The organism is Xenorhabdus santafensis, assembly GCF_033949405.1.
Taxonomy (GTDB): Bacteria; Pseudomonadota; Gammaproteobacteria; order Enterobacterales; family Enterobacteriaceae; genus Xenorhabdus; species Xenorhabdus santafensis.
This window is the reverse complement of record NZ_VCDN01000026.1, coordinates 50,691-64,354: the sequence shown is the minus strand read 5'-3', so window position 1 is coordinate 64,354 and position 13,664 is coordinate 50,691. Positions and strand designations below refer to the sequence as shown.

General features: G+C 42.0%; 13 protein-coding genes. 9 read left to right on the top strand and 4 right to left on the bottom strand.

All coding sequences use genetic code 11. From position 1 onward, the window contains the following. Positions 1-3: 3 nt before the first annotated feature. Positions 4-1,461: an NADH-quinone oxidoreductase subunit NuoN gene (nuoN, locus tag FE392_RS08045; protein ID WP_319929715.1), complete on the top strand. Its 1,458-nt coding sequence runs from the start codon at positions 4-6 to the stop codon at positions 1,459-1,461. Positions 1,462-1,843: 382 nt separating this feature from the next. Here nuoN and FE392_RS08040 read toward each other — a convergent pair whose 3' ends face one another. Together FE392_RS08040 and FE392_RS08035 are read right to left on the bottom strand one after the other, a co-directional pair. Beyond that, positions 1,844-2,458: a rhomboid family intramembrane serine protease gene (locus tag FE392_RS08040; protein WP_319929714.1), complete on the bottom strand. Its 615-nt coding sequence runs from the start codon at positions 2,456-2,458 to the stop codon at positions 1,844-1,846. Between the two features lie 203 nt (positions 2,459-2,661). Beyond that, entirely contained in the window at positions 2,662-3,843 is a 1,182-nt protein-coding gene (locus FE392_RS08035; RefSeq protein ID WP_319929713.1) for a Bcr/CflA family efflux MFS transporter, read from the bottom strand. A 214-nt stretch (positions 3,844-4,057) separates the two neighbouring features. On the opposite strand from FE392_RS08035, the gene FE392_RS08030 reads away from it, so the two are divergent. The 6 genes from FE392_RS08030 to FE392_RS08005 all read left to right on the top strand — a co-directional run bounded on the left by FE392_RS08030 (position 4,058) and on the right by FE392_RS08005 (position 9,594). Beyond that, a complete protein-coding gene (locus tag FE392_RS08030) occupies positions 4,058-4,456 on the top strand; it encodes a DUF1801 domain-containing protein (protein ID WP_319929712.1) in 399 nt (132 codons plus the stop codon). A gap of 228 nt (positions 4,457-4,684) precedes the next feature. After that, positions 4,685-6,679 (top strand): choline BCCT transporter BetT, encoded by a 1,995-nt coding sequence (betT, locus tag FE392_RS08025; protein ID WP_319929711.1) that lies wholly within the window; start codon positions 4,685-4,687, stop codon positions 6,677-6,679. A gap of 304 nt (positions 6,680-6,983) precedes the next feature. Next, positions 6,984-7,427 (top strand): PTS sugar transporter subunit IIA, encoded by a 444-nt coding sequence (locus FE392_RS08020; RefSeq protein ID WP_319929710.1) that lies wholly within the window; start codon positions 6,984-6,986, stop codon positions 7,425-7,427. 29 nt (positions 7,428-7,456) lie between these two features. Further along, positions 7,457-7,744, top strand: a complete 288-nt coding sequence (locus FE392_RS08015; protein WP_319929709.1) for a PTS sugar transporter subunit IIB — start codon at positions 7,457-7,459, stop codon at positions 7,742-7,744. 40 nt (positions 7,745-7,784) lie between these two features. Beyond that, positions 7,785-9,041: a PTS ascorbate transporter subunit IIC gene (ulaA, locus tag FE392_RS08010; RefSeq protein ID WP_319929708.1), complete on the top strand. Its 1,257-nt coding sequence runs from the start codon at positions 7,785-7,787 to the stop codon at positions 9,039-9,041. Between the two features lie 277 nt (positions 9,042-9,318). After that, entirely contained in the window at positions 9,319-9,594 is a 276-nt protein-coding gene (locus FE392_RS08005; RefSeq protein ID WP_319929707.1) for a PAAR domain-containing protein, read from the top strand. A gap of 172 nt (positions 9,595-9,766) precedes the next feature. Here the strand turns inward: FE392_RS08005 and FE392_RS08000 are convergent, their stop codons facing one another. Next, on the bottom strand, positions 9,767-10,390 hold the full coding sequence (locus tag FE392_RS08000; protein ID WP_319929706.1) for a TetR/AcrR family transcriptional regulator: 624 nt from the start codon (positions 10,388-10,390) through the stop codon (positions 9,767-9,769). A 141-nt stretch (positions 10,391-10,531) separates the two neighbouring features. Between FE392_RS08000 and FE392_RS07995 the strand changes: the two genes are divergently transcribed. Both FE392_RS07995 and FE392_RS07990 read left to right on the top strand, forming a co-directional pair. After that, positions 10,532-11,788 carry a Tm-1-like ATP-binding domain-containing protein gene (locus tag FE392_RS07995; RefSeq protein ID WP_319929705.1) on the top strand — a complete coding sequence of 419 codons (1,257 nt, stop codon included), beginning with the start codon at positions 10,532-10,534 and terminating at the stop codon, positions 11,786-11,788. Beyond that, positions 11,760-12,593 (top strand): phosphoenolpyruvate hydrolase family protein, encoded by an 834-nt coding sequence (locus tag FE392_RS07990; protein ID WP_319929704.1) that lies wholly within the window; start codon positions 11,760-11,762, stop codon positions 12,591-12,593. The genes FE392_RS07995 and FE392_RS07990 overlap by 29 nt, the downstream gene beginning before the upstream one ends. Positions 12,594-12,651: 58 nt before the next feature. On the opposite strand, the gene FE392_RS07985 is transcribed toward FE392_RS07990, so the two are convergent. Next, positions 12,652-13,575 carry a cyclic diguanylate phosphodiesterase gene (locus tag FE392_RS07985; RefSeq protein ID WP_319929703.1) on the bottom strand — a complete coding sequence of 308 codons (924 nt, stop codon included), beginning with the start codon at positions 13,573-13,575 and terminating at the stop codon, positions 12,652-12,654. Positions 13,576-13,664 lie beyond the last annotated feature (89 nt).

Here is a 13,664-nt window from a genome sequence, read left to right as displayed (position 1 = left end):
GCCATGACAATAACTTCTGAACAATTGATCGCACTGTTGCCACTATTGATCGTCGGATTGACGGTGGTGGTTGTGATGCTGTCCATTGCGTGGCGACGCGATCATTTTACCAATGTCACCCTGACGGTAATCGGGCTTAACCTGGCTCTCTTTTCCCTCTATTTTGTCGGGCAACAAGAGCCAATGGATGTGACTCCACTGCTTCATGTTGATCGCTTTGCCATGTTCTATACCGCGCTGGTTCTGGTTGCGAGCCTTGCGACGACGACATTTGCCTATTCATGGCTGGAGAATTATCCCGACAACAAAGAAGAGTTTTATCTTCTGGTGCTGATCGCGGCAGTAGGGGGGATCTTGCTCTCTGCGGCCAATCATATGGCATCGCTGTTTGTTGGAATTGAATTGCTCACATTGCCATTGTTTGGCTTGGTGGGTTACGCCTATCGCCAGAGACGTTCACTGGAAGCCAGCATCAAATACATGTTGCTATCCGCTGCGGCGTCTTCGTTCCTGTTATTTGGTATTGCGCTGCTGTATGCAGAATCCGGCAGTTTGTCCTTCGTCGCATTGGGTAAAAGCCTGAGTGACAGCAAACTGTATGAACCGTTGATCTTGGCGGGATTAGGCATGATGTTGGTGGGATTGGGCTTCAAACTTTCCCTTGTGCCTTTTCAACTGTGGACACCGGACGTTTACCAAGGGGCACCGGCACCAGTATCCACCTTTCTTGCGACGGCCAGTAAAGTCGCGATTTTCGCAGTGGTTATGCGTTTATTTTTGGCGGCACCTGTCACCGATAGCGAAACGCTGCGCATCGTGCTGGCCGTTATCGCCATTGCTTCCATCCTGTTTGGTAATTTGCTGGCATTGACCCAAACGAATATCAAACGTCTGCTGGGTTACTCATCCATTTCGCATTTTGGATATTTGCTGGTGGTATTGGTTGCCATCAAAGGGCACGCACTGGCGGAAGAGACGGCAGGTGTCTATTTGGTGGGTTACCTGCTTGCCAGCATCGGCGCATTTGGTGTTGTCAGCTTGATGTCCAGCCCATACAGAGGGCCCGATGCGGATTCGCTGTTCTCATACCGTGGTTTGTTCTGGCATAAACCGATTTTGTCAGCTGTCATGACCATCATGATGTTGTCACTGGCGGGTATACCATTAACCTTCGGCTTTATTGGTAAATTCTACGTTATCGCAACGGGTGTTAACGCTCAATTGTGGTGGCTGACGGGTGCTGTCGTACTGGGCAGCGCCATTGGCCTGTATTACTACCTGCGTGTCATGGTGAGTCTGTACTTGCCGGCACCGAAGGCACTGAACCGCGATACGCCACATAACTGGGCATTTACCGCTGGTGGGATTGTCGTGTTGCTCACAGGCTTGTTGGTATTGCTCCTGGGCGTTTGGCCACAACCTCTTATTGAGATTGTTCAACAGGCGAAGAGTGTTTTATAAGGTAATAAATTAGCTGAACCACGTTAAAACCCCGGCCATTATGGCTGGGGTTTTTTGTTTCAAACTGAGTCTGGCGGGAGTGCGATAAAAGGACAAGCAAGGAAGTGTTAACATCATTTATCTTAGATGGAATATGTTTTGAATAAAGGACTCACTGAAATAATTAAGGACGCTAGCCCCATAACCCTACTTATGAAAAAATTAATTTCGAAATAAAGCATGGCAATTAAGTTCGGCGTTTGAAAAATACAATATGTCACCTAAAAACCGTGAAACACTTTGATATTTATTCCATTTTAATAACCAGAGTATTTCTTTTCAGTAAACTGACTCACGTTTATTGCCATAACTCCATTAGTTTCTTTTTAAGAATACATTGTTCTTAAATAGTAACATTATCAAAATAAGATTTATTTTTTCGATAGAAAAATAAACTCATTATCAGCCCAATACAAATAGCGAGAACATGACCCGGCTTAGGATAGTGGGCATAAATAATATCTAAAACCATCGCAGGCAATATGGAAAAAACAACCGCAAACTTCAAGATGCCAGAAGTATGCTGTTTGATAATAATCAGTAGCAATGCAAAGGAAGATACGCCCAAAACTGCTTGTGATGCGCCTGTGCCAAGGTTCCAGGGCGGAGTGACAAAGTTAGTGCTATAAAGGGTTCCCAGTGCACCTGAAGTAAACCATAAGACGAATAGAAACTTAGAGCCAAGATGTTTTTCTAATAAAATCCCCAGAACGGAAAATGATAATACATTGTAAATCATATGCAGTTGTTTAACGTGTATGAGCTGAGAAACCAGAAGCCGCCAGTACTCAAATTCATATAATTTATCAGGTGTTAACCCGCCATATTTTTCCAGATCTAAAATGCTTATTTTTCCGATAAAATTACCTGTTAATGAATATGAAATAAATGTGGAATAAATAATGGTCGCAAATACAACAAATATTGTTGTTATAGGCAATTTTTTACATTTTAACATTAGATATTTCCTTGGTGATGTTTACACTAATTTATAAATTACTTTAGGTGAAAATTTTAGTATGATTGCCATATCATTAATTTTACTTGATTCTATTCTGCACTTAACATTATGACAATTTCAGAATTATTCAAATTAAGCTGAACCATCACATAATCACAAAAAAATATCGTGGCCTTCATCAATATTCCCGAGGGACTTTTCTATTTTTCTTTTTTAGGCATCCTGTATTGAGTAAAAGCGATTAAAACAAAGCAAATCAGGGCGAGGAGGAATAGCCCCAACATTAAACCGATCGCCGTTGTTGTATGCCCGCAGGCGAAAAACCATAACACAATGGCGGCTCCGGCCATTTTTAGTGATCCTTGCAAGGCACTGCCTGTTCCGGAGAGCTTAGGATGCCGATGCAAGCTGATCCCAAGTAATAATGGAGCAGAAAGCCCACAGCCCAATCCCACCGTGAAGCTATAAATAATAATAAAAATTATTGATAATACCTGCATGAAATAAATTGAAATAGGTGCTACGGCAGTAAAGGCAAGTAAGAAAGGAAGGGAGATTTTAAGAATTTTTTCAGGATTGGAGCGTGACAGCCATTTTTTTGTCAGCAGTGAGCCTACTACAATCCCGGCAGAATAAACCATAAACAGGTATCCATTCTGTGAAGAGGATAAACCAAATTGCGTCTGAAAGATGAAAGGGCTGGCTGTAAAATAACCAATGGTAATGGCAAATAAAACGGCAGATACAACACTGTATACAACAAAATTGGTATCAGATAACAAAATGCGAAATCCCGCTATCCTGCCACGGCCTGACGATTCCATCGGGGATGTTTCCGGCAGTGTCATCTTCACAAAGAGTGTGCCAGCCAACATCATGATGGCAAGAGCGATAAAATTAAACTTCCACGGCAGATATTGCGTGATATACCCACCAATCACCGGGGCAAAAGCAGGTGAAATTTGTGAGGCCATCGAAAAAACAGCCAGTGATTTGGAGAGTTCTGTCTTGTCACGGAAAGTATCGCTAAGTATAGCTCTGCTGATAACAGGGCATCCGCCAGCTCCTATGCCGGTTAGAAGCCGGAAAAACGATAGAGTATGAAATGAACCCGCCATTGAAGTCAGATAATTGCCAATAGCCGCAAACAATAAGGAAAACAAAATAACAGGAACGCGCCCGTGCTTATCGGAAAGTGGGCCATAAAAAAGCTGGGACGCAGCAAAACCGAAGAGATAATAAACGACAAGACTTTGGGCTTGACTATCCGTGATTCCCAGTGTGGATTTTATTACAGGTAACGCCGGATTATAGAGATCGATGGAAAAAAGCCCCAGCACCAAAATAACACATGAATTAATGATGATTAATTTTGATTTCATCTGGTTAACTTCCTTAACGGACTTTCCCATACATAACTTCGACAATCTGCTCCTGCAACTATACGCTTTTGCCGCGTAATATTGGTTTAACATATTGGCAACGATATTCGTTTTCGATATGGTTGATAATTCGCCTATATGGCGAATACTATATAAAACTGAATATGTTGTGCGATAGCGACAACAATCCATTGGCAGGTAAGGCAAGCACTTTATGAAAGCATTTCAGAATAATGAAGTTCGCTCGGTATTTGAGCACTATCCTGAACGATATCAGAAACCATTATTGGCGATGAGAGAGCTGATATTTGAAGTGGCATCAAAAACAAAAGGAGTCGGTTTAATTACTGAGACGTTAAAATGGGGGCAGCCCAGTTACCTGACTCTTGAAACCCGATCGGGAACAACAATCCGGTTGGATCGTTTTGGCGATTCGCATGTAGCGCTCTTTTTTCATTGCCAAACTACATTGATCGATACGTTCAGAACGCTTTTTCCTGAGCTGACTTATTCAAAAAATCGGGCGATAGTGTTAGAGCCAGAATCTGATTTACCAGCAAATGAATTGGAAATGTGCATTGAAATGGCTCTCAGCTATAAATTAAAGAAGTGATAAAGGTCTCACTTCTTCTACAAGCACTCAATATACCCCTCTCTAAGTACAGTTGCTTCCATTTTTATGTTAAGGTTCCTTGATACAGCCTGAGTGAATTATAATCACAATGGGCTGTAAGGTGTATAACCCTTTGTAAAGGTTGTATTATTTTATTGGCATCTCTGCAAAAATTGCTTATTGGAGTAAACAGGAGATAGTGTCGAACACTAATTTTGAAGGATAATTATGAGTCAAGATAATACTGGTCAGGTAAAGACTAAAACTTCCATTAACCCACCAGTTTTTTTCTTCTCGGCGTTTTTAGTCATTGCACTGGTGACATTCGCTGGTTTGAAACCCGAACTTGCCGACCGATGGTTCAAGGCCTTGCAGCAGGACATTTTTCTTAATGCCAGTTGGTTTTATATTCTCGCTGTTGCTTTGATTTTACTTGCGGTTACCTATCTGGGCTTGTCTAGATACGGCAATATAAAACTGGGCCCCGACCATGCTGAACCAGATTTCAGTTATTTTTCCTGGTTTGCCATGCTCTTTTCTGCGGGTATGGGGATTGGGCTCATGTTTTTTGGCGTGGCTGAACCAGTCATGCATTACCTTTCTCCTCCGGTGGGAACGCCCGAAAGTATCGAAGCTGCAAAGCAGGCGATGAAACTAACTTTCTTCCATTGGGGACTTCATGCTTGGGCAATTTATGCCATTGTAGCGTTGATTCTGGCATTTTTTAGTTATCGACACGGTTTGCCTTTAACACTGCGCTCGGCGCTGTATCCGATTATTGGCGATAAAATTTATGGGCCGATTGGCCATGCCGTGGATATTTTTGCTGTTATTGGCACCGTATTTGGTGTCGCTACCTCGTTGGGTTATGGTGTGCTCCAGGTCAATGCGGGGCTTAACCACCTGTTTGATTTACCAATCAATGGAGCCGTGCAGGTTGTATTGATTGTTATTATTACCGCATTAGCGACTCTCTCCGTTGTTTCCGGTCTGGATAAAGGCATTCGCATTCTGTCCGAATTGAATTTGGGCTTGGCGGTTTTATTGTTGATTTTGGTTGTGGCGTTGGGGCCGACCGTATTGTTGCTGAAATCCTTTGTGGAAAATACCGGCGGTTACTTGTCGGAAATTGTCAGCAAAACCTTTAATTTGTATGCCTATGAGCCCAAATCCAGTAACTGGTTGGGAGGATGGACATTGTTGTATTGGGGATGGTGGTTATCATGGTCTCCATTCGTTGGCATGTTTATTGCTCGGGTTTCCCGAGGTCGGACTATCAGGGAATTTGTGACAGGTGTTCTGTTTGTTCCCACCGGTTTTACTCTGATGTGGATGACTGCTTTTGGTAACAGCGCAATTGATCTGATCTCCAATAAAGGTGCAAAAGGATTAGCTCAGGTCGTACAGTCAGATGTCTCTCTGGCATTGTTTAACTTTTTGGAGCATTTCCCGTTCCCTACCGTGCTTTCATTCATTGCGATGGCAATGGTTGTCATGTTTTTTGTCACCTCAGCGGATTCCGGAGCTATGGTTGTGGATACACTGGCATCCGGCGGAGCGAAGCATACCCCTGTCTGGCAGCGGATCTTCTGGGCCGGAATGATGGGCGTTGTTGCCATTGCCCTATTGATGGCTGGTGGCCTGTCCGCCTTGCAAACTGTCACGATTGCCAGCGCATTGCCGTTCTCAGTCATCTTGCTGATTGCAATTTATGGCTTGCTTAAAGCACTGCGGGTTGATGCATACAAAAAAGATAGTCAGCAAATGACCACGATAGCACCTCCCGCCAGCCGCAACCCGATCCCGTGGCAGCGAAGACTAAGAAATATCGTCTATTATCCTAAACGCTCGCAGGTGAAACGCTTTATGAGTGAAGTTATCCAGCAGGCAATGGGGCTGGTTGCGGAAGAGCTGGATAAGCAAAGTAAAAGCGTTGTGATCAATGATGAAATGGATGATCGCATCCATTTTGAAGTCGATTTTGGCGATAACCTCAACTTTGTCTATGAAGTTCGCTTGAGGGGTTATATTCAACCAACCTTTGCCATTGCGGGTTTGGAGAGTGATGAAAAAATTGAGGAACAAAAGTACTATCGTGCGGAAGTGTACCTTAAAGAAGGTGGGCAAGATTATGATCTGATGGGATGGACGCAGGAGCAGATCATTCATGATATTTTGGATCAATACGAAAAGCACATTCACTTTTTGCACTTGGTTCGTTAGTTAATTGTTCACCAGCAAATTGCCTACCAATAAAGGGTTATGAATACATGGGACGTTAAAAGATAACCCACAGAAGATGGGCACATTCGCAGAAAAACCAATAATCCCCAGACTTGTCCTCTGGGGATTTTTTTGCCATACCACCTCTCCCGTAAGGTGTAATTTATTTCACATAGTGTGACTTATCCCGAATTATTGCGTTTTTAATCTGCTTCCGTCGGTGGGTTTTGCCTCCAGTGACTATTCTTTTATTCATTGTCCTGTTTCTCTTTCATTTACTGCCTTATTTCATTGGAGGAATTTCATGCTGAAAACTTTACTGACTTATGACGTTATCCAATGGGTTCCCCATGCGAAAGATTGGCGAGAGGCTATCGCAATAGCATGCCAGCCATTGATTGATAATGGTGCAATTGAACCGCGCTATGTTGAGGCGATTAATCATACCCACGAAGAAATAGGCCCTTATTACGTGATTGGCCCAGGAATAGCGATACCTCACGCCAGACCAGAGCAAGGGGTCAATCGCCTTGCTTTGAGCTTAACGGTATTTCATCAGGGAGTAATATTTGGCTCGGAAGGCAATGATCCAGTCAAGTTATTAATTGTATTCGCGACAACAAGCAATGATAGCCATATTGAGGTCATTGCTGAGCTGGCGGCACTCTTCGATGAACAAAAGGAAATAGACCAATTAATGAATTCTGCCAGTAAAGATGAAATTTTTTCTATCGTACAAGGCTATTAACCCTTATTTCATTAAAACAGGAAGACGTTATGAAAATTACTGTCGTTTGCGGCAATGGCTTGGGCACAAGTTTGATCATGGAAATGAATATCAAAAATATTCTGAAAGAATTAGGTGTGGAGGCTGAAGTCGATCATATTGATTTGGGATCTGCCAAAGGCACCACGAGCGATATATTTGTTGGAACAAAAGATATCGTTGAACAACTGATAAAGCAGTCTGTCAATGGGAAAATTATTGCGCTGGAAAATATGCTGGACAAAACAGCAATGAAAGCCCGTTTGTCTGCGGCATTGATTGAAGTGGGTGACCTGTAGTTAATGGCCTAAGGTAAATAAATTGTAATTGGAGACTGGTATGGGTTTCTTTCACTTCCTGATCAATGACGTATTGTCAGAGCCCGCTATTTTGGTTGGGTTAATTGCCTTGCTTGGGTTAATTTTACAGAAAAAATCTATAACGGAATGTATCACCGGAACAGTCAAAACCATTCTGGGGTTTATTATTTTAGGCGCAGGGGCAGGGTTAATCATCAATTCATTGGGTGAATTCTCTGCTATTTTCCAGCATGCCTTTGGCATTAAGGGCATAGTCCCAAATAATGAAGCGATCGTCTCCATCGCGCAAAAAAGTTTTGGCAAGGAAATGGCGCTTATTATGTTTTTTGCGATGATTATTAATATCCTCATCGCCCGTTTCACGCCGTGGAAGTTTATTTTCCTGACCGGACACCATACGTTATTTATGTCGATGTTGGTGGCGGTCATTCTTTCAGTGGCAGGTATGGGAGGCTTTGCTCTCGTTGCCATCGGGTCGCTTGTGGTTGGGATCTCAATGGTATTTTTCCCCGCCATCGCCCATCCCTATATGAAAAAAGTCACGGGTTCTGATGATGTGGCATTAGGGCACTTTTCAACCCTTTCTTATGTACTGTCGGGGTTTATTGGCAGCAAATTAGGGAATACATCCCATTCCACGGAAGAGGTGAACGTACCTAAAAGTTTGTTGTTCCTGCGGGATACACCTGTTGCCATCTCTTTTACCATGGCAATTATTTTTATCATTACTTGCCTGTTTGCGGGGAACGATGTTGTCCGGCAAATCAGTGGTGGAAAAAATATCTTCATGTTTTCCCTGATGCAATCCATTACCTTTGCGGCAGGTGTTTATATTATTCTGCAAGGGATCAGAATGGTGATTGCCGAAATTGTACCTGCGTTTAAGGGAATATCTGACAAATTAGTGCCGAATGCTAAACCTGCATTGGATTGCCCGGTTGTATTTCCTTATGCACCCAATGCGGTTCTTATTGGTTTTTTGAGTAGCTTTGCTGCCGGCATTATCGGCATGTTTATTCTCTATCTGCTGAATATGGCCGTTATTATTCCCGGTGTAGTCCCTCATTTTTTTGTGGGTGCCACGGCGGGGGTGTTTGGTAATGCAATGGGAGGAAAAAGAGGTGCAATATTGGGGGCTTTTGCGCAAGGTCTGCTAATCACTTTTATGCCGGCATTGTTATTGCCCGTTTTGGGAAATATTGGTATAGCCAATACCACATTCAGCGATGCTGATTTTGGCGTGGTAGGGATTTTATTGGGGATCTTGGCTCGTTAATAGAAGGAAAATAAATTTCGGTTTACATCGTCATGCCATCCATTTATTCGACCCACTCAAATAGTCGGAATATTATTCTGTATTCTTGCCATTAAAAGTAATTGCGTTGGTTGATGCTTTTAATACAAAAGATGTACAATAAATGCGCTAAAAGTGAAATTTGCCATTCCTTTGCCGTTTTGATGCAATTCAATATTCATGGGGCATCGAAGTTGAATGGAAACGAGAACGCTTGTACCACTATAAATTAAATTGACTTTAAGAAGAGAGGAATCAAATGGCAAAAGGAAATTTTCTGACAGTTGGCGACAAAACCACATGTGGCGGTGCAATTTTAACCGGAACCGACAATATTAAATTTTACGGAAAACAAGCCGCGATTGAAGGTTCTAGTGTGACTTGTGGTAAATATTCAGGAAATTATGCCATTGTGGGAGGCGTCGGATCGTTCGTAGATAAAGGAACGAAATTAGCCGGCACTTTGGATAGCCATACTACTTGTCCTTGTCATTCTGCTCTTATCCATTCAATTCCCGATTCTTATCAAAAGTAGATTGTATTGTGTGGAGTAAGAACTTGCTTTAACACCAGTTAAACTGGTTTTTGGGTTGATAAAATGAATTTCTTGGCTTGTCACTGGCACTTATTAGCTCAATTTCAGCCCTTGGTGTAATAAGGGCTGTTTCATGCAATCAATTCATCGTCTCAGATTAAAGGTGAGTTGCTCATTCTTCTGACCCCTCATTCATTGCTTGCCGGATGATCAACTTTGCTGCCCAGCTGGTTAAATCGGCTATTTCGTCGTTTTCTAAACCAAAAGTATCTTTCAAAACAACCATGGCTTCAGTGCCATATAAAACAGAGATAAGCATAATAATCTTATGTATTGTTTCATCTTTAAGCTGTCCTTTTAGAGGCGTCAATGCAGTGGAAATTGTCTCTCTGCGATTACTTTTCTTAGAAAATGCAGGTTTTTTGTCGTTTCCCTCTCCTGACAGGGATTCTTGCCAACGTAGCTGAGATATGCGCAAGGCATCCCTCATCAATGCTTCATTGGCATCAATTTCGCCGTAACCCCACTTTAATAATTTTTCAATATTTTCCTCAGAATCATTCCCCATAGACGGGATGACGAATGAACCAATTACTTGTTTTACAAGGTATTCTATGAACTCACCATGAGTTGGAAAATACTTTCTCAACGTTATTTTTGCATATTCAGCTTCGCTGGCAATCTCTTCCGGAGAGGGAAATCTTTTTTCACGGTACAACTTCAAAGCAGAGTTTGTCATACGTTCTAAAGTACGACGTCGAACGGGTGATAGGCTTTTTTCGTCATATTGGATCATGCAAATACCTTAAAATTTTTAACTGTATATCATTTGAGATAAAAAATATCCTCGATGATAAAAAACATCTTGCATGAAGTAAAATATTAGCATAGCTTGACGTTTGGTTTTTGAATGGTCAGGCCACATGGAGTTTGCGATATGACACAATTTGTGTTCGTCATCGGGACGGCAGACACAAAACTGGATGAGTTAATCTGGTTGAAATCTTGTTTACGCCTTGCAGAAGTTGATTCAATTATCATCGATGTCTCTACATCAACTCCACAGGACGATAAACAGAACGAAAAAATAGATATTAGCCCACTACAGGTGGCTGAATATCATCCTGTCGGAGCAGATGTTGTTTTTTGCGGAGTGAGAGGGAAAGCGATAAGTGAGATGTCTATTGCACTCACTAATTTTTTGAATAGTTCAATTGATGATATCGCGGGAGTCATTGGCATAGGGGGGTCAGGCGGTACGGCATTGATAACTCCGGCTATGCAAAGTCTTCCGATTGGTTTACCAAAAATGATGGTATCAACCATGGCATCAGGAAATGTCTCAGCCTACGTTGGGGCCAGTGATATTACGATGCTTTATACTGTAACCGATCTTAACGGGCTAAACAGTGTTTCCCGGCCAATTCTGGCAAATGCAGCAAACATGATTGCTGGGTCAATCAATTATGCTATTCCATTGACCAGCACTAACAGACCCGCCCTGGGATTGACAATGTTTGGTGTAACCACTCCGTGTATTAATCAGCTGACAGCTGAATTAAATATCCAACATGATTGTCTGGCTTTCCATGCCACTGGCAATGGTGGAACATGTATGGAGAAATTGGCTAAGGACGGTGAATTGTCGTGTGTTTTGGATATCACATTAACAGAAATTGCTGATCTGCTATTTGGTGGTGTCCTGAGTTGCCCCGACACGCGTTTAGATGTTATTGCAGAAAAAGGTATTCCGTGGATCGGCAGTACTGGCGCTTTGGACATGGTTAACTTTGGTCCAAAGGACACAATTCCGGAACGCTACAGCAACAGGCTGTTTGTTGAACATAACTCTCAGGTAACTTTGATGAGAACCACACCTGAAGAGAACTATCAGCTTGGTGTTTGGATAGGAAATAAGCTTAATAAATGTAATGGGCCTGTTCGGTTCATTATTCCAGAAGGCGGCTTCTCGGCACTCGATTGCCCTGAACAGCCTTTTTATTTACCTGCATCAACGCAGGCATTTTGTGATGGATTGGAAAAAACAATAAAGCAAACTGAATTGCGAAAAGTTATAAAAACACCTTTCCATATAAACTCACCACAGTTTTATTCTCTTGTAATTCAGCACTTCAGAGAAATTATGCAACACCAGGGAATTCTTTATGAAGAAGAAGTATCATCATCTTATTAAAACAATAAAACAAAAAGTCGAACGTAACGAACCTATTATTGGAGCGGGTGCTGGCACCGGGCTCTCGGCTCGTTGCGAAGAGGCTGGAGGCGCAGATCTTATTGTCATATATAATTCTGGGCGTTTCAGAATGGCGGGCAGGGGATCATTGGCCGGATTAATGCCATATGGCAATGCAAACGATATTGTTAAGGATATGGGGAATGAAGTACTGCCAGTAGTTAAAGAAACACCAGTGTTGGCTGGTGTTTGTGGGACTGATCCATTCTGCAATTTATCCCTTTTCTTAGATGGGCTGAAAGCTCAAGGTTTTGCAGGTATCCAGAACTTTCCAACTGTGGGGCTAATTGATGGAAAGTTCAGACAAAACCTAGAAGAAACAGGTATGGGTTATGCTCTGGAAGTGGAGTTGGTTCGTTTGGCGCATGAGAAGGAGATGCTGACCACACCTTATGTTTTCAGTGTAGAGGATGCTGAAGCGATGACACAAGCAGGTGCTGATATCATCGTTGTCCATCTCGGTTTAACTACTGGCGGGGATATTGGCGCCAATACATCGCATGATTTGGCGTCTTGTATACCAATCATCAATGCTTGTGCATCGGCTGCTAAAGCTATCCGTGATGACATCATTGTGTTATGTCACGGAGGGCCAATATCGGAACCGGAAGATGCCGCTTATATTTTGGCCCACTGTCCAGATTGCCATGGGTTTTATGGTGCCAGTTCGATGGAACGTCTGCCGACAGAGCGAGCCATCAAACAGACTATCCAGAAATTTAAAGCAATAAATCGGGGTCAGTAAAAAAATTATATATGGTGTGATAATCTTGCTTGGATGCATTTATCACAACCATTTCTCATTACAGCCATTTTTTTACAAATTCATCTAATGGCAATGGGCGATCGAAGTAATACCCTTGTAGGTAATTGACAGAGTAGTTCTTTAGCTGATTGGCCTGTTTCTGGCTTTCAATTCCTTCTGCCACAATTTCCAGATTGAGCCGCAGGGCAAGGTCGATGATATTTTCTACAATATGCTTTGAGATCAAATCGGTATTCATTTTACTGACAAAATTATGCCCAATTTTCACTACATTTATGTTAAATTTTTGTAAATAATTATAATTGGAATAACCTGACCCAAAATCATCCAGAGCGATCAAGACACCTAGCTCATCCAATTTGTTGAATAAATTAATTGTATGTTCATTTGATTCCAGCAATTCCCGTTCAGTGATTTCCAGAATCAGCTTAACTGTATCTTTCGGAAATGATTTCAGAAAACGTTGGCAATCATCCACCAAATGAGCGTCTTTATAATGTCTCGCACTGATATTGAAATTAAAATTGAAATGCTGGGGTAATCGATGGGCTATCGGTGCGAAGTAATCTTGCACTTGCGCTATCAGATTATGAGTTAAAGGAATAATGAGATCTGATTTTTCGATCTGTGCGATGAATTTATTGGGTGTCAATAACCCCTGTATGGGATTCTGCCAGCGAACAAGGATTTCACAGCCAATTATCTTATTGTTTTCACTGCAAATAATTGGCTGCATGTAAGGGATGAATTGCTGATTTTTAATTGCCTGTCTCAAACGGAAATCTGGCAGAATAATGGTTTTTGTGTATTTATAGAGGAATACTGTAGATAAAAGTGTAAACATAGAAAGTAAAATAAATACACTCTCCAATTCCACATTCGGTTGGATATTATCCCGATTATTGGAAAATAATCTCCAGAATATAAAACCTATGCTGATAGTGATGGTAATGAATAACATCACGAATATCCGATATACAGATCGGGATGATTTCAGATCCAGCCCCATCATTTCTCCTTTTTGATAAAGCTCATAATTCAACAGTAGAC